The following is a 15556-nucleotide window of genomic DNA, read 5'->3' on the forward strand; positions in this document are numbered from 1 at the left end:
TATCCCTCCGGTTGAAGACGGTCGGCGCGTGGAGGGGCGTGCGCCGCCGATTTCCCTAAATCAGCACCGGCACGCCGCAGCGCGCTCCCGTGACCCACACCGTCGCATGGCCAAGCTGAATGCCGAGCGCAGCCAGCAGATTGTCGAGCAGGGGATCGGCGGTGCTGCCGAGCAGCGCCCCCAGCGGGGCCGTGATCGCGCCGAGCAGTTGGGATCGCGTGGCGGTGGCGTCGCAGACCGGCCATAGGCAGAGGTCGAGCGCTTTCACCTGAATGCCGCTTGGGGCCCCGAGGCTGTTGGTGAGCGACGTCAGCAGCGTTCCGGTCTGCGCGCCATTGCCGATGCTGGCGGCCGCGCCCGGCGTTCCGGGGCGGCCGATCGTCCCCGGGCCGCCTGGGCCGAAGACCAGCGTCCCGCTGTTGCCGGTGACTGGCTGGGCGATCGCGCGGACGTCTGCGGTGATGAGGTTGAGGACGTTCAATATTCGTGCAGGCGCTATGTCGCTGGCTGAGAGCGGCGGCATCGGGCGGGTCATGGCGCTGGCGGGGGCCTGACCGATATAGGCGTTGACGAGGCCCGAGCTGGCAAGCACGCTGACCCGGCTGTCGCGCGCTTGCTCGGCTGTGCTGGCGCAATCGATCGCGCTGACGTCCGCCCTTGCTGCGGCGACATCGATCAGGACGGGCACCGCGCCGACGCTGATCCCCAGAATGTTGAGGTTGAGGCCCAGGTTGAGCTGTAACCGCAGCGCCGAAGTGCTGGCGCTGGTCTCGCCTGCCGGGCCGAAGGAGAAGCGCGGCCTGTCGATCGGGCCAGTGGCGACGGCGGCGAGGCGGATCGTGCTGCCCGCCGCGACGCGGCTGATCGCGTCAGTGAGGTCAATGCTGCCCTCGCCCGCCTGCACGGCGAAAGTGAACAGCTGATAGGCGTTGATCCCGGCGCGAAGGCCCGGCTGCTCGTTCGCCTCTCCCACGGGCATGTTCTTCCACACGCCGAGCCCGAACAGGCCCTGAAGTGGAACGGGGTAGCCATTGGTGATCCGGCCTGCGACGAGGTTCAGGGTAGCTGCGGTCGCGGGCTGATCGGCAGCCTCCGCCGCTGCCAGCATCAGCGCGCGCAGGTCCACGGTGCGGCTGGTGAGCGCGCCATAGGTGCCGGTCTCGCCCACGCGCGCCGCGAGAGCGTCGAAGAAACGCCCGGCGTCGACATAGCCGTTCGCAAGGGTCTGAACGTCATTCGCGCCCAGTTGCAACTTGATGCCAAGAAGAGCGCCGAGCAGGTCGTTGACGCTGTTTACCAGCGCGTTGGTGACGGTCAGGATGCCGGAACTGACGCCCACGCCCGCTTCGTCGATGCGCGCCGCGGTAGCGGTGGCGGACAGGTCCGGGATGGGATCTGCTCCGCCCAGGACGCGGGTGAAGAATTGGCGGCTGGGCTTTCCGGTGCGGATGCGGACGGCGGTGGATTGTCCGTTGCCGGGGCAGCGGGTGAAGCTGGCGTCGAACCGCTGCGGCGAGGAAAGGGCTGCGTCAGCGCAATAGCGGCCAAGCTCCACCGAACGCAGGATTGCGGGATCATAGCCGTTGCGGCTGAGGCTGTCGCGCGCGCGCGCCTCTGCCTGCGCGGGATACATGGCGGCGGCGAGCGCCGCGCTTTCGGTCGCGGCGCGCAGGTCGCGGCTCCCCGCATAATAGAGGCCTGCGTCGAGTGCAAAGCCCATCGCGCCGACCAGTGCGGCCCCGAATGCCGCGACCATCGGCACCACGGAAGCGCGCCGGTCGTGCCACAAGGCAGGGAGGCGGCGGAGCAGCGTCATGGGATGGTGGTGGCATCCTGATCGGCGGATCGGGGAAGGGGTTGGCCGATGGATTGGAGGTAGCGGTTGCGGATGACCTCCGCCTCTTCGGCGCTGAGGCTGGTGCTTTCCTCGGCGCGGGGCGGTGAGCGCAGCTGCCATTCGATGACGCGGCGCGCCTGATCGGGCTGGGGGAGCGTGGGGGCGGAAGCCAGCAGGAGACAGAGGCAGAACATCAGCGGTCCTTCGGGGTAGGGAGGTGAGCGGCTTCGAAGGCGATCTGACGGCGCAAGGCGTCGCGTTCGCTCCCATCGCGGAGGGTGGAGAGGAGGGCTTCGGCCTCGGCATTCTGACCGGCAGCGCTAAGTGCCAGCAGCAGATTGTTGCGGATCACCGCGGTCCCGGGCGACAGGTCCAGCGCGCCGCGCAGGCTCTCTATCGCCTCTGCCGCCAAGCCAGCGCGCAGCTGGGCGAAGCCGAGTGCGTTGCGGAGCATGGAGTCGGCGGGGCTCGCCTGAACGGCTTGCTGGTAAGGCGTTATTGCCTCTGCCCAGCGGCCACGCGCGGCGAGCAGATGGCCGCGTATCGCGCTGCCGCCGCCATCCGGGAGCGCCGCCGCCGCTGCTTCCGCTCCGTTCAGGTCATCGAGGTCCAGCAGGCTGTTGACGCGCAGGATGCGCGCGTCGCGGTCGCCCGGGTAGCGGCGATCGAAATCGTCGAGATAGGCGATGGCGGCGCGCGGCCTGCCATCGGCGCGGGCCTGATGGATGAGTTGCAGATAGAGGCTGCGCGTCGAACCGGACGTGTCGGCGGCTGCGAGCAGCAGGGGAAGCAGCCACATCATCGCGCGCTTGCCCGCAAAGTGTCGAGGATGGTGACGACCGGCGGCCCGCCCAGGACGATGAAGAGGGCAGGCATGAAGAAGAGGATCATCAGCACGACCATGCGCACGGTGATCCCGCCCATTGCCTCCCGCGCGCGGGCAACGCGGCGCTGGGTGAATTCGCGGGCGAATTCGCGCAGGGCCGGGGCAAGTTCGATCCCCTGGAACATGGCCTGGCGGAACAGGGAGGCAAGTTCCTTAGCGCCGCTGACGGCTACCCGCGCGGCCCAGCGGTCGAGCGCCAGTTCATAGCGCATGCCCCGATCAAGGTCGCTCACGAGCAGGCCGATCAATTCGCCATGATGCGGCACCGCCACTTGCTCGTCCCGCGCGATCGAGCGGAAACATTGGTCGAGCGACACGCCGCTTTCCAGCATCATCAGCATGAGGTCGAGCAGAAAAGGAAATTCGGCGGTGATCTTCCGTGCCCGTCCCGAAGCGAGCAGGTTCAGCATCTGTCGCGCGCCGACAAAGGCAAGCCCTGCGGCGATGACGATCAGCATCGGGCGTGACAGAAATTCGCCCCATGCGATGCGGCACAGGAGCGCGGCCAGTAGCGCCGCCAGGATCGTCCCGGCCAGCCGTAGCCAAAGGAACCGGTTGACCGCGCGTGCGTCCTGATAGCCTGCCAACTGCAACTGGCGCTCCAGGCTCGACCGGTTGCGGCCTTCCGCGCCCAAAATCGTTGGCAGGCGGATGGCTGTCTTCGCCTGCGCCGACGTTGAGGGCGCCAATCGCGACAGCCGCGCCTCCAGCCGCCGATCGGCCATCAGCATCCGGCCGCCGAGCACGGCTATGCCAAGCCCCACAAGCGCCATGAGGAAGCAGGCGAGGAGAAAGGGCGAAGGCATCAGAAGGCGAGCCTCATCACGCGGCGCATGACGAGCATGCCCGCGATCTGGAGTCCGATCGCGATCACCGCCATTCGATGCCCCCGCGCATCGTCGAGGAAGAAGTCGATATAGGCGGGGTTGGATGCCATCAGCAGCGCCATTGCGACGATCGGCATGGCGATGAGCACGCGTGAACTGACCTTGGCTTCGGACGTCGCAGCTTTCAGTTCGCGGGCGATGCGGATGCGTTCGCGCAGGATCGCGGAAAGGTTCGACAGGACGGCGCTGACCGGGCCGCCATAGCGCATGTTGGTGCGGATCGCCGCTGCCAGCATCGACATTTCAGGAACGTGGAGACGGTCGGCGAGCTGCTGCATCGCCTCGCTCACCGGCGCGCCGAGTTCAAGCCGCCGTGCGGCTGGGGCAAGATAGCTGCGCACGATCGCGGGGGCATCGGGGAGCGACCGTTCCAGCGCCTGGGGCAAGGAGCTGCCGACCGCCTGCATCTGCCGCACGGCATCGATGTAGAAGGGCAACGCTTCGATGAGGGCGTTCACCCGGCGCTGCGCCCGTGCCCTGATCCACAGGAACACAATGGCGGGAGGCAGCGGCAAAAGGAGAATAGTCGCAACCGGCCCGGTGGCGAGCAAAATGGCGAGGGCGAACAACGCCATGCACCCGCCGAAGATACCGATCGCGCGCGTCGTCACTTCCAGCTGCGCGCGCGCCAGCAGCGGTGCGGCGAGGCTGGGCACTGTCAGGCGGGCGCTTTGGCGAAGGGCTGGGGCGTCGCCGGGCGCGATCGCCGCCAGCCGCCGCGAAAGCCGCGCCCTTTCCCGCGCTCGCAGAGCGAGCAGCGGCGAGACCGCCGCCGCCAGCGTCAACAGCGCGAGCAGGAGGAACGCCGCTGCCTTCACAATATGCCCTGCCGGACAGCAGCCGCCGTGTAGTCGCGCAGACGCGCTTCGAAATAGGGGCGGGGCGAGTGGCTGCGAAATTCGCCCATGCCGGACATGGCGGGCTGTTCGTGAAAGCTGAACAATTCGTTGAAGGAATAGGCGTCGCCCTCGATGCCGGTGACTTCCGTCACGCCGGTCACGCGGCGGCTGCCGTTCGCCAGGCGTTGGATATGCACCACGACATGCACGCTGCTGGCGATGAAGCGCCGGATCGCGCGGATATCATTCTGAACCCCGGCAAAACCCATCAGCATTTCCAGGCGAGCAAAGGCGTCGCGCGGGGAATTGCCGTGCAGCGTCGCCATCGACCCGTCATGGCCGGTGGACATGGCTTGCAGCATTTCCACCACTTCCACCCCGCGCACTTCGCCCAGGATGATGCGGTCGGGCCGCATGCGCAGCGCGTTGCGGACGAGTTCCCGCGCGCTGATTTCCCGATTGCCATCGACATTGGGTGGGCGGGTTTCCAGCCGGACGACATGATCCTGCCGCAACTGCAATTCGGCGGCATCCTCTATGGTGATCAGCCGCTCGCGGTCGCTGATGAAATGGGACAGCATGTTGAGCAGGGTGGATTTCCCCGCGCCCGTGCCGCCGCAGATCAGGATGTTGAGCCGCGACCGCACGGCGGCGGCGAGGTAGGCGGCCATTTCGGCGCTCATCACCTGACGATTGATGAAATCCTCCAACCCCAGCGCCTGCATGCGGAACTTGCGGATGGACAGCAGCGGCCCGTCGAGCGCGACCGGCGGGATGACGATGTTGACGCGCGATCCGTCGGCCAATCGGGCGTCGACATAGGGGCTGGCTTCATCCACGCGGCGGCCGATCGGGCCGACGATCCGCTGGATGATGTTCATCAGGTGGGCGTCGTCGCGGAAGCGCCGGTCGACCTTCTCCAGCATGCCGCTGCGTTCGACATAGATGGTGCCGGGGCCGTTGACGATGATGTCGTCGATGCTGCCATCGCGCAGCAGCGGCGCGAGCGGGCCGAGCCCGGCGACCTCGTCCTCCACATCCTCGATCAGCAGCAGCCTTTCCGCTGCATTGAGCGCGAGTTGCCCGCGCCTGCTGCGGCTGGTGATGACCTGCTCGATTTCGGTGCGCAACGCCCGCGGCCCGAGCGTTTCAGCGGTGCTGCCGCGTGCTTCCAGCTGTTCGATGACCTGTGCGCAGGTTTGGGCCATCACCGCCTGATAGCTGTCGCTCATCCGCTGGGCGGCTGGCTGCGCCACTGGAACGGGCCGTGCCGCGCCGCGCGGCAGGCTTGTGTCGAAGAGCAGGCTCATGCCGCTGGCTCCCCTGTTCGCTGGAGCAGGCGGCGAAGTCGTTCGAGGCTTTTGGACGATCGTTGTGGTTCGATGCCGCAGGCGGTGCGGATCGCGCGCATGTAGCGGTCGGGCGCGGCCTCCAGGCCAAGCGGGCGACCGGCGTTCAGGGCATTGCGTAGGCGTATCTGGTCGATGGGGAGCGGCAGGGTGCTGCTGGTGCGCAAGATCTCGCCCATGCGGCGGCTGTCCAGCAATATGCCGGGTTGATGATCCCACACCAGCAGCCGCGTTCGTGCCAAGCTCGCCTCGTCATCGCCGATGCGCTCCAGCAGGCGGCGGCAGGCGTCCATCTCGCGGATCGACTGCGCGCAGACCAGTTCGACGCGATCGGCGAGCGACGCCAGGGTGCGCAGCAGCCCCGGGTGGCGCAGGCTGCCCGCGCAGATAACAAGATCGCCGCAGCATGCCCGGAGCAGCCGGACCAGCGCGGCGATGTCGGCAGGCGCGATGCCCGCAGGCTCGGCACCCGAACCGCCGTCGAGGGTGAGGAGCATCAGGCCGCTTGGATCATGCCGGGCCAAGGTGCTGGACAGCAGGCTGGCGTCCAGCCGCTCTATGTCGGCGATGGCAGACGCGATGCCGTAGCTTACCGGCAGGTCTAGATAGGCTTCAGCCGCGCTGGTCGGCATGGTGAAGTCGATCAGCAGCGTCGAAGAGCCGGTGCGGGCGCGGCTGACCGCCATGTCGGTCGCGACCATCGCGGCGGCCTCCGGATCGGCTCCAAGGATCAGCGTCAGTCGGCCGCCCTTGCCATGATCGGCGGTCGAGCGATTGAGCAGGCGTCCGATTATGGTGGCGATTGCGTCGCCTTCTGCGTCGCGGGGGATGACGTCGTCAGCGCCGGATCGGATGGCGTGCAATATTTCATCCGCGGATGTCTCGCCGGTCACGAGCACCACCGGCCGCCCGGCTGCGCCTTCCGTCGCTGCCGACAAGGCCGTGGCTATCGAGCGCTCTGGCGGCACGGCGTCCCTATCCACCAGAATGACGCAGGGCCCTTCGACCAGATCCGGCGTGACCGCCTGCGCCAGTTCGACCGCCGCGCGGCCCTGCATCGCGTCGCCGATCCGCCCGGCGAGGCTGTGATCGACCGATAGAAGGATGATCCGTGCCATGGTCATGGCCTCACCACGCCGAAGGGCACGACCGGGTCTTTCGTGTCGAGCAGGGATCCGGGCAATGCGGGGATGTCCTTCGCCTGTACCGGTCCTACCAGGCGGGGGGTGGCGACGATCACCAGCTCTTGCCGTTCCTTTTGCATCTGTTGCCGCCGGAAGAAGGCGCCGATCACCGGGATGTCGCCCAGCAGCGGCGTCTTCTCCCGCGTTGTCGACTGGCTCGAATAGCTTAAGCCCGCGATCACGAAGCTCTGGCCGCTGCCGAGTTCTACCGTGGTTTCCGCCGATCGGCGGCGCAGGCCGGGCACGACATAGCCCTGCAACTGGACGCCACTGTTATAATCGAGTTCGCTGACTTCCGGCGCGATCTTCAGCACGATCTGATTGGGCGACAGGACGAAAGGGGTGACGGACAGGCGGACGCCAAATTCCTTATATTGAATGGAGATGGCACTGCCGGTTCCCGACGCCTGCGGCACGGGCACGGGAATCTCGCCGCCAGCAAGGAAGCTTGCCTGCTCGCCGGAGCGCACCAACAGGGTGGGCTGGGCCAGCAATTCGGACAGCCCGTTGGAGGAGAGGGCGCTCAGCACCGCATTGATGCCGCGATTGGGTGCGGACAAGAACAGGTTGAACGCGTTCTGGATCGGCACGCTGGCGTCGAGTGATGAGCCACCGGGCGCGAAGCTGGCGCTCTTGAAGCTGCTGGGCGATACGACTGCGCCCTGTATGTCGCCGCTGAGCTTTGAGAAGTTGAACCCCAGTGCCTTCAGGGTAGAGGAGGACACGGCGGCGAACTGCACATCGACGGCGACGACCTGCTCGCCTGCAATGATGCGGGGGCTGACAAGAGCGCCCGGCTCCCGGACGCTTGCGGTTGGCGGCGATATGGCGAAGCGCGTTTCCGCCATCAGAGTTCCATCTCTCCCGAAGACGCTGATCGTCGCGCTTCCCGCGCCGATGCCAGTCACGCTCAAGGATCTCGCGGTTGGCGCGGTGACCGAAATCACGTCATCGCGATCTACCTCGATCCTCCCGATGGGGCGCGGATAGCTGAGCGTGCGCTTCTGCTGGATGGCAAGCGGCCTTTGTTCCTGTGCGCGCAGAATTGCGGGAGCAGTCATGGCAAGCACTGCTGCGAGGGCGTGGATGCACTTCAACGCTGGGCGCTCCCCGAATAGATGGTTTCGCGCCGGTCGCCGATGACCAGCTCTATGGATTGACGCGGGGCGGGGGCGGGACGTGCCTGCATGGGCGCGATCAGGGCTTGCGCCGGGAGCGTTGCGGCGACCGGGCTTGGATCAGGGCCTCTGGAGCTTGCGGGCGCGACTGCCACTTGCTCGCTGTCTACGGGGTTGCGCAGCGACAGAGTGAGCGCGCCGGTGCTTTTCGCGAGTGACAGGGTGGATACCTGTTCCGGGTTGAGCGCCAGCGTCACCGTTCGTGCGGGGACTGGCGCTGCGGACAAGGCGTCCTTCGCGCCGGAAGGAGGAGCGGTGCCAAGAACCGCGTCACCCACTGCAAGCACCTGGACCATCTGCAACAATGTCTGGGCACGGCTGCGCCCTGCTCCGCGCGCGCCGCTGATGGCGTCTGCGCCGGGATAGACGACCTGCACGTCCACCCGGTCACCGGGGCGGACCAGGCCTGCGACGGCGATCTCCGCCGAGGTGTCTATGCTGATTGCCCGCATGCCAACCGGCACGCGGATGGCGAGCTTTTCCTCGCCGCCGACCGCATCACGCGGGATGAGCGCGCCTGCCGCAATCGTGCGGGTGGCGACCTTGCCAATCAGCTCGGCAGGCGTGGCGGCAGCGGGATGGCGCGCAGGGTCGGCCATGGCATTGCGGATCATGGCGGCGGTGATCGTCTCGCCGGTCCGGATCGGCCGTGCAGCAGCCGCAAGGACCACCGGCTGCGGCGATATGCGTTGTGCCGACTGGGCAGGCGCGATTTCGGCGGCTGAGGACCGCTGCATTTCCCGCATGCCGAGCATCAGGAACAGCAGGGCGGACAGCGTGCCTGCCACCATCATGATCCTGGCTTTCCATCCCAAATGCATCAATTCCCCCTTGATCTTGCGTCCACGCAAGGCGGGTCGCCGGGACAGACAAGATCCTGTTTCGAAGGGGATATTATGCTTTACGCTACGGACATGGGATCGGAGATGCCGCCGATTTGAGGGGATCGGACGGGCAAAGATTGCCGCGCGTTAACCTCCGACCCGCTGCTTTATGTGGAGCATCGGTAGCAACGGCATTTGGTCCGCCCGGCCATTGAAGGGAAAGGTCCGATCTGGCGCAATTTCCAAAGGGCCGGATGGCTGCGGACGGTCAGTGCGCCAGCAACAAGGGAACCTGTGCGTCGCGGAGCATCGTCCGCGTCACGCCGCCGAACACAAGCTCCCGCCAGCGGCTATGCCCAAAGGCGCCCATCACCATCCAGTCCGGCTTCAGCACGCCAATCGCGGCCTTCAATGTCGCTTCCACCGTGCGGCCATCCTGCGGCCAGCTATGGAATTGCGACTTGATGCCGTGGCGGCAAAGATATTCTGGCGCATCCGTTGCCGGGAAGGGGTATTTGCCCGCTTCCTCGACCGTCACCACATGCACTTCACCGGCATGTTTCAGCAGCGGCACACCCAGCCGGAGTGCGGCGGAAGCTTCTCGCGAGCCGTCCCAGGCGACGACCGCGCGCCCCGTGATCATGACGCCGCGCGCCGCATCCGGCACGGCCAGGACTGGCGTGCGCCCGCCTATCGCCAGATCCGCCGCAAGATCCAACGGATCGCTCATGTCGCGGCGGGGACGGCCCGGCAGGGTCACGACCATGAAGTCGCACAGGGGGGAGGCGGACAACAGACCACTGACGATATCGCCATCGGCGTGTCGCCAGTTCCAACTCACGCCCTCACGATGAAGCCGCTGCTCGAGCCGCATCCGCATCCGCATATCGATCTCGTGCAATTCTGCCATGATCGATGGCGCCATGGCCGCCCCGCCATAGACATCCCCCGCCACCAGATTGGGCATGGCGGTGATTTGAACGCAGTGAATATGCGCGTCCGTTGCGCGGGCAATGTCGCAGGCGGCCTGCAAGCGGCTTTCCATGCCGCTATCGTCATGGATGTGAAGCAGAATGGATGTCATCACATCTCTCCATATGCTGCTGCCTGGCGAAACGTCTTTCCCAAGCCGTTTCCTTATACCCTCTTTTTGCCGGTCCTTGTTAGAGGCTTTTAGCCGCTTCCGGCGCGCTGCCCTCAGCTTTGGAGCGGGACAGCGCGGAAACATGTCTGCCTGCCGGTTCCTTATTGCGAACTATTCGGATGTGCAGGAATAAAAATTTTGCAATTGTCCAACTGCAAGGGCCTGTTTTTGCAGTCTCGTGCGTATTATATTCGTAACATGACTACTGCGGCGGGAGTCGTCAGTGACGAAAAACGAACTGTTTTCGAGCTTCACGCGGAATTTTGACGAGCGGCGTCAAGCCGAAATGTCGATCGAGGATTATTTGCTGGGATGCCGCAATGATCCTCTCATGCACGCATCAGCACCGGAACGCCTGCTGGCGGCGATCGGCGAACCGGAGATCATAGATACTTCCCGCGACCAGCGGCTCGGCCGGATCTTCATGAACCGCACCATTCGCCGCTATAAAAGCTTCGCGAACTTCTACGGCATGGAAGCGACGATCGAGCATATCGTCAGTTTCCTGCGCCACGCGTCCCAGGGCCTCGAGGAACGTAAGCAGATCCTCTACCTGCTCGGGCCTGTGGGCGGCGGTAAGTCCTCGCTCGCCGAACGGCTGAAGTCGCTGATGGAGGCGCACCCTATCTATGCGTTGAAGGCTGCGGACGAGATCAGCCCCATCTTCGAAAGCCCGCTCGCCCTGTTCGATGCGGAACAGCATGGCGCCTTCATCGAAGATAATTACGGCATCCCCCGCCGCCGCCTTACCGGCATGATCAGCCCATGGGCGCGCAAGCGGCTGGACGAGTTTTCCGGCGACATCTCTCAATTTAAGGTCATCCGCCTGATGCCATCGCGCATGCGGCAGATCGCGATCGCGAAGACCGAGCCGGGTGATGAGAATAATCAGGACATCAGTTCGCTGGTCGGCAAGGTCGATATCCGCAAGCTGGAGATGCTGTCGCAGAACGATCCCGATGCCTACAGCTATTCGGGTGGTCTTAACCGCGCCAATCAGGGCATGCTCGAGTTTGTCGAAATGTTCAAAGCGCCGATCAAGATGCTGCACCCGCTGCTGACGGCGACGCAGGAAGGGAATTATATCGGCACCGAGAATATCGGCGCTATCCCCTTCAACGGCATCATCATGGCCCATTCCAATGAATCGGAATGGGCGAATTTCAAGAATAACAAGAATAATGAAGCGTTTATCGACCGCATCTATGTCATCAAGGTGCCTTACAGCTTGCAGGCCACCGAGGAGCGGCATGTTTATGAGAAGCTGCTGCGGGAGTCCGACCTGAACAAGGCACCCTGCGCGCCGGGCACATTGGACATGCTGGCGCGCTTTTCGGTGCTTACCCGGCTGCGGGAGCATGAGAACAGCAACCTTTATTCCAAGATGCGCGTCTATGATGGCGAAATGCTGCGGGAAATCGATCCGCGCGCGAAGAGTATCCAGGAATATCGCGATGCCGCTGGTGTGGATGAGGGCATGTCCGGCACATCGACGCGCTTTGCCTTCAAGGCGCTGTCGGCGACGTTCAATCATGACAGTAGTGAGATCGCCGCCGATCCGGTCCATCTCATGTATGTGCTGGAACAGATGGTCCGGCAGGAACAATTCCCCGCCGATGTCGAGGCCAAATATCTGGAGTTCATCAAGGGTGAACTGGCGCCGCGCTATGCCGAATTCATCGGCAACGAAATCCAGAAAGCCTATCTGGAATCTTACAATGATTATGGCCAGAACCTGTTTGATCGCTACGTCGCCTATGCCGATGCGTGGATAGAGGATCTGGATTTCAAGGACCCGGACACGGGGCAGCTTCTCGACCGCGAAGTCATCAATCAGGAGCTGACCAAGACCGAAAAACCCGCCGGGATCGCCAATCCCAAGGATTTCCGCAACGAGGTGGTGAAATTCGCCCTGCGGATGCGGGCCAGCAATGACGGGCGCAATCCCAGTTGGACCTCCTATGAAAAGATCCGCGAAGTCATCGAAAAGCGGATGTTCAGCCAGGTCGAGGACCTTCTGCCCGTCATCAGCTTCGGGTCTAAGAAGGATGGCGATACCGCCAGCAAGCATGACGAGTTCGTCGCCCGCATGGTCGAGCGCGGCTATACCGAGCGGCAGGTCCGGCGGCTCGTCGAATGGTATATCAGGGTCAAGCAGGCGGGATAGACAGATGGAGGCGCCCTCTTCGTGACAGCGCAGTGGCCACCATGCACATAGTCGACAGACGGCTGAACCCGGGGGGCAAGAGCCTGGTAAACCGGCAACGGTTCCTGAGGAGAGCGAAAGCCTATGTCAGTCAGGCGGTGCGTGACAGCCTGAAGGATCGCAGCATCAAGGACCTGGCCGGAGAAGGCGAGGTGACAATCCGCCGCGACGCGATCCATGAGCCCACGCTGCACCGGGCGGAAAAGGGCGGTAATCGGGAAAGGGTGCTGCCCGGCAATCGCGAATTTCTGGAAGGGGACCGGATCAAGCGGCCGGATGGTAGTGGTGGCGGTGGGTCGCAGCCGGGTGAGGGCGAGGATCAGGACGACTTCCGTTTCGCGCTCAGCCGGGAGGAGTTTCTCGACCTTTTCCTGGAGGACCTGGAACTGCCCGACATGGCCAAGAAGAAGCTGGTCGCTGGCAAGATCGAAGGCGTACGCCGGGCAGGCTATTCCACCATGGGCAACCCGTCCAATCTTTCGGTTCCGCGCACGATGCAAAAGGCGATGTCCCGTCGTATCGCGCTGCGTCGCCCGAGCGGGCGTGACTTGAGCCGCATTGAAGATGCCATTGCCGAGATCGAGGGGCGCACTGTGCCTCTGCCGGATGATGACGTTGCGCTGGAACGGCTGCGGGAGGAGCGGGCACACATCATTCGTCGCCGCAACCTCATTGCTTATATCGACCCGGTGGACCTGCGCTTCCGCCGTTTCGAACCCGTGCCCCGGCCGGTCGCCCAAGCGGTCATGTTCTGCCTGATGGACGTGTCTGGCTCCATGACCGCGCATATGAAGGACCTTGCCAAGCGCTTCTTCGCGTTGCTGCACCTCTTCCTGTCGCGCTGTTATGAGCATGTGGAGGTGGTGTTCATCCATCATACTGACCGCGCGGCGGAGGTGGATGAGGAGACTTTCTTCTACAGTAGCGTAACCGGCGGCACACTGGTGTCGAGCGCGCTCGACAAGTTGATCGAGGTGGTGAAGGACCGCTATAGTCCCACCGACTGGAACATCTATGTGGCGCAGGCTTCGGACGGCGACACGCTGGCATCCGACAATGCGCGGGTGGTCGGCCTGATGCAGGACGAAATCCTGCCCTTCTGCCAATATTTCGCTTATCTGGAGGTGGGGCGCGAGGAGTTTGCTTCGATCGAGTCCGCGACCTCCACCACCGGTTTGTGGGACGCCTATCTGCCGGTTTCGCAGGCCAATCGGCAATTCACGATGCGCAAAGTGTCGCATCGCCGGGAAATCTATCCCGTCTTCCGCGAGCTTTTCCAGCGGCGCGGCGTGGGTGAAAGGGCGTCTGCCTGATGGCGTCGGTTGCTCCCGCTCCGCTGTTCACCGGCAGCGACTGGGACTTTTCGCTGATCAACCGCATCTATGATACGGTGGAGCCGATCGCGCTTCAGGAGATGAAGCTCAACATCTATCCCAACCAGATAGAGATCATCAGTGCCGAGCAGATGCTGGACGCCTATTCGTCCATCGGCATGCCGTTGTTCTACAAACATTGGTCATTCGGCAAGCAGTTCGTGACCAATGAAATGCTGTACCGCAAGGGACTTCGCGGCCTTGCCTATGAGCTGGTGATCAACTCCAATCCGTGCATCAACTATCTGATGCAGGAAAACAGCGCCACCATGCAGACGCTGGTGATTGCCCATGCGGCATTTGGACATAATCATTTTTTCAAGAATAATTATGTGTTCCGTCAATGGACGGATGCGGAAGGCATTCTCGATTATCTGGAGTTCGCCAAGCGCTACATATCGCAATGCGAAGAGCGCTACGGGCAACTCGCGGTCGAGCGGGTGCTGGACGCCGCCCATGCCCTGATGAACCAGGGGGTTCACCGCTATCCGCGCATCCGCCCGCGTGACATGCGGGCGGAGGCCGAGCGCGAGGCAGAACGGCAAGCCTATCGCGACCGCATCTATGATGACCTTTGGCGCACGGTCCCGGTGGGCGCGAAGGCGGCCGCCGTGCCGTCGGACGAACGCCGCGCAGCGCTTGGGCTGCCGCAGGAAAATATCCTCTACTTCCTGGAAAAGACCGGACCGCGGCTCGAAAGCTGGCAGCGGGAAATCCTGCGGATCGTCAGGCTGATTGCGCAATATTTCTATCCGCAGCGCCAGACCAAGGCGATGAACGAGGGCTGCGCGACCTATACCCATTATCGCATCATGACGATCCTGCATGATCGCGGCTGGATTACCGATGGCGCGTTCATGGAGTTCATCCAGTCGCATACCAATGTCGTCTATCAGCCGACATTCGATTCCGGCCATTTCGGCGGCTTCAATCCCTATTCTTTGGGCTTTGGCATCATGTCCGACATCGAGCGGATCTGCATGGACCCGACTGCGGAGGATCGCGAGTGGTTCAGCGACATTGCCGGGTCACGCGATCCGGTAGAGGTGCTGAAGGACATCTGGATCAACTATCGCGACGAAAGCTTCGTCTCGCAGTTCCTCAGCCCCCATCTGATACGTCAGTGGCGGCTCTTCAAGCTGCTGGATCATGAAGGCGAGTCGGAACTGCGCGTCGATGCCATTCATGACGAGCGCGGCTACAGGCGCATTCGCCGCGCGCTCGCCCGCGAATATGACATTGCCCGACAGGAACCCGATATCCAGGTGGTCGATGTCGATCTGGCTGGCGACCGTACGCTGATGCTGGAGCATGTGGTGAATGACGGCGTGGTGCTGGACGCTTCGGACGCGACGATGGTGCTGCAAAGCCTGGCCAATCTGTGGGGCTATGAAGTCGCCCTGAGCGAGGTTCATGGCGAGAGCCGCAAGGAGTTGAAAAGCCATCGTTGCCAGCCGCAGCAGGGATGGATCGGCTGAAGCGGTGCGCGGAGGCGGCAGGCCCAACGGCGACAAGAAGATTCCATTTCCAAAGCTCTGCGGAAAGGCGTAAATTGCGCCGGGTTTCGTAAGTGGCTTCCTTGGCTGGCCGCACCCTGCGCCGCTTGGGATTGGCTCGAAACCTTTAGCAGGAGAGCATTTTCATGACACATGCCCTCAATGCACAGGAATGCCTGGAAAGAGCGCGGATGCATGAGCAATTGGCGGCGACGACCGCCGACGCGTCGGCGCGAACCATGCATCAGGCCATGGCCGCCGAATTTCGCCGCCGCGCTGCGATGGGTTCGATCGACGGTAGTGGACCGATGATCAGCAAGCCAATGATCGAGTTGAGAGTTCCGGCCGCCTGA

General features: G+C 63.8%; 14 protein-coding genes. 4 read left to right on the top strand and 10 right to left on the bottom strand.

Annotated elements, in window-relative coordinates:
* Positions 1–55: 55 nt before the first annotated feature.
* The 10 genes from ACYU8T_RS13220 to ACYU8T_RS13265 form a co-directional block, all read right to left on the bottom strand.
* Complete coding sequence (locus tag ACYU8T_RS13220; protein ID WP_461159826.1) at positions 56–1816, bottom strand: TadG family pilus assembly protein; 1761 nt, start codon at positions 1814–1816, stop codon at positions 56–58.
* Positions 1813–2031, bottom strand: a complete 219-nt coding sequence (locus ACYU8T_RS13225) for a hypothetical protein (RefSeq protein ID WP_461159827.1) — start codon at positions 2029–2031, stop codon at positions 1813–1815. Before ACYU8T_RS13225 ends, ACYU8T_RS13220 begins: the two co-directional genes overlap by 4 nt.
* The gene (locus tag ACYU8T_RS13230) at positions 2031–2636 is read right to left on the bottom strand and encodes a tetratricopeptide repeat protein (RefSeq protein ID WP_461159828.1); all 606 of its coding nucleotides are present in this window, start codon (positions 2634–2636) and stop codon (positions 2031–2033) included. Before ACYU8T_RS13230 ends, ACYU8T_RS13225 begins: the two co-directional genes overlap by 1 nt.
* Positions 2636–3529: a type II secretion system F family protein gene (locus ACYU8T_RS13235; protein WP_461159829.1), complete on the bottom strand. Its 894-nt coding sequence runs from the start codon at positions 3527–3529 to the stop codon at positions 2636–2638. The genes ACYU8T_RS13230 and ACYU8T_RS13235 overlap by 1 nt, the downstream gene beginning before the upstream one ends.
* The gene (locus tag ACYU8T_RS13240; protein WP_461159830.1) at positions 3529–4428 is read right to left on the bottom strand and encodes a type II secretion system F family protein; all 900 of its coding nucleotides are present in this window, start codon (positions 4426–4428) and stop codon (positions 3529–3531) included. Before ACYU8T_RS13240 ends, ACYU8T_RS13235 begins: the two co-directional genes overlap by 1 nt.
* A complete protein-coding gene (locus tag ACYU8T_RS13245) occupies positions 4425–5759 on the bottom strand; it encodes a CpaF family protein (protein WP_461159831.1) in 1335 nt (444 codons plus the stop codon). The genes ACYU8T_RS13240 and ACYU8T_RS13245 overlap by 4 nt, the downstream gene beginning before the upstream one ends.
* Positions 5756–6916, bottom strand: a complete 1161-nt coding sequence (locus tag ACYU8T_RS13250; RefSeq protein WP_461159832.1) for an AAA family ATPase — start codon at positions 6914–6916, stop codon at positions 5756–5758. Before ACYU8T_RS13250 ends, ACYU8T_RS13245 begins: the two co-directional genes overlap by 4 nt.
* 2 nt (positions 6917–6918) lie before the next feature.
* Entirely contained in the window at positions 6919–8043 is a 1125-nt protein-coding gene (locus tag ACYU8T_RS13255) for a type II and III secretion system protein family protein (protein WP_461159833.1), read from the bottom strand.
* A 32-nt stretch (positions 8044–8075) separates the two neighbouring features.
* Positions 8076–9011, bottom strand: a complete 936-nt coding sequence (cpaB, locus tag ACYU8T_RS13260) for a Flp pilus assembly protein CpaB (RefSeq protein WP_461159834.1) — start codon at positions 9009–9011, stop codon at positions 8076–8078.
* 241 nt (positions 9012–9252) lie between these two features.
* Complete coding sequence (locus ACYU8T_RS13265; protein ID WP_461159835.1) at positions 9253–10068, bottom strand: universal stress protein; 816 nt, start codon at positions 10066–10068, stop codon at positions 9253–9255.
* Between the two features lie 283 nt (positions 10069–10351).
* Here ACYU8T_RS13265 and ACYU8T_RS13270 point away from each other — a divergent pair, with 283 nt between their 5' ends.
* The 4 genes from ACYU8T_RS13270 (at position 10352) to ACYU8T_RS13285 (ending at position 15556) form a co-directional block, all read left to right on the top strand.
* Complete coding sequence (locus ACYU8T_RS13270; RefSeq protein ID WP_461159836.1) at positions 10352–12295, top strand: PrkA family serine protein kinase; 1944 nt, start codon at positions 10352–10354, stop codon at positions 12293–12295.
* 41 nt (positions 12296–12336) lie between these two features.
* Positions 12337–13647 carry a YeaH/YhbH family protein gene (locus tag ACYU8T_RS13275; protein WP_461159837.1) on the top strand — a complete coding sequence of 437 codons (1311 nt, stop codon included), beginning with the start codon at positions 12337–12339 and terminating at the stop codon, positions 13645–13647.
* Complete coding sequence (locus tag ACYU8T_RS13280) at positions 13647–15185, top strand: SpoVR family protein (protein ID WP_247229401.1); 1539 nt, start codon at positions 13647–13649, stop codon at positions 15183–15185. The genes ACYU8T_RS13275 and ACYU8T_RS13280 overlap by 1 nt, the downstream gene beginning before the upstream one ends.
* A gap of 164 nt (positions 15186–15349) precedes the next feature.
* Positions 15350–15556: a hypothetical protein gene (locus tag ACYU8T_RS13285; RefSeq protein ID WP_097093378.1), complete on the top strand. Its 207-nt coding sequence runs from the start codon at positions 15350–15352 to the stop codon at positions 15554–15556.

It is taken from the genome of Sphingobium sp. TomMM35A, assembly GCF_054771735.1.

Coding starts and splice junctions, on each gene's coding strand:
- ACYU8T_RS13220 (WP_461159826.1), bottom strand. CDS start 1,816: ATGACGCTGCTCCGCCGCCTCCCTGCCTTGTGGCACGACCGGCGCGCT.
- ACYU8T_RS13225 (WP_461159827.1), bottom strand. CDS start 2,031: ATGTTCTGCCTCTGTCTCCTGCTGGCTTCCGCCCCCACGCTCCCCCAG.
- ACYU8T_RS13230 (WP_461159828.1), bottom strand. CDS start 2,636: ATGTGGCTGCTTCCCCTGCTGCTCGCAGCCGCCGACACGTCCGGTTCG.
- ACYU8T_RS13235 (WP_461159829.1), bottom strand. CDS start 3,529: ATGCCTTCGCCCTTTCTCCTCGCCTGCTTCCTCATGGCGCTTGTGGGG.
- ACYU8T_RS13245 (WP_461159831.1), bottom strand. CDS start 5,759: ATGAGCCTGCTCTTCGACACAAGCCTGCCGCGCGGCGCGGCACGGCCC.
- ACYU8T_RS13250 (WP_461159832.1), bottom strand. CDS start 6,916: ATGGCACGGATCATCCTTCTATCGGTCGATCACAGCCTCGCCGGGCGG.
- ACYU8T_RS13255 (WP_461159833.1), bottom strand. CDS start 8,043: ATGACTGCTCCCGCAATTCTGCGCGCACAGGAACAAAGGCCGCTTGCC.
- ACYU8T_RS13265 (WP_461159835.1), bottom strand. CDS start 10,068: ATGACATCCATTCTGCTTCACATCCATGACGATAGCGGCATGGAAAGC.
- ACYU8T_RS13275 (WP_461159837.1), top strand. CDS start 12,337: ATGCACATAGTCGACAGACGGCTGAACCCGGGGGGCAAGAGCCTGGTA.
- ACYU8T_RS13280 (WP_247229401.1), top strand. CDS start 13,647: ATGGCGTCGGTTGCTCCCGCTCCGCTGTTCACCGGCAGCGACTGGGAC.
- ACYU8T_RS13285 (WP_097093378.1), top strand. CDS start 15,350: ATGACACATGCCCTCAATGCACAGGAATGCCTGGAAAGAGCGCGGATG.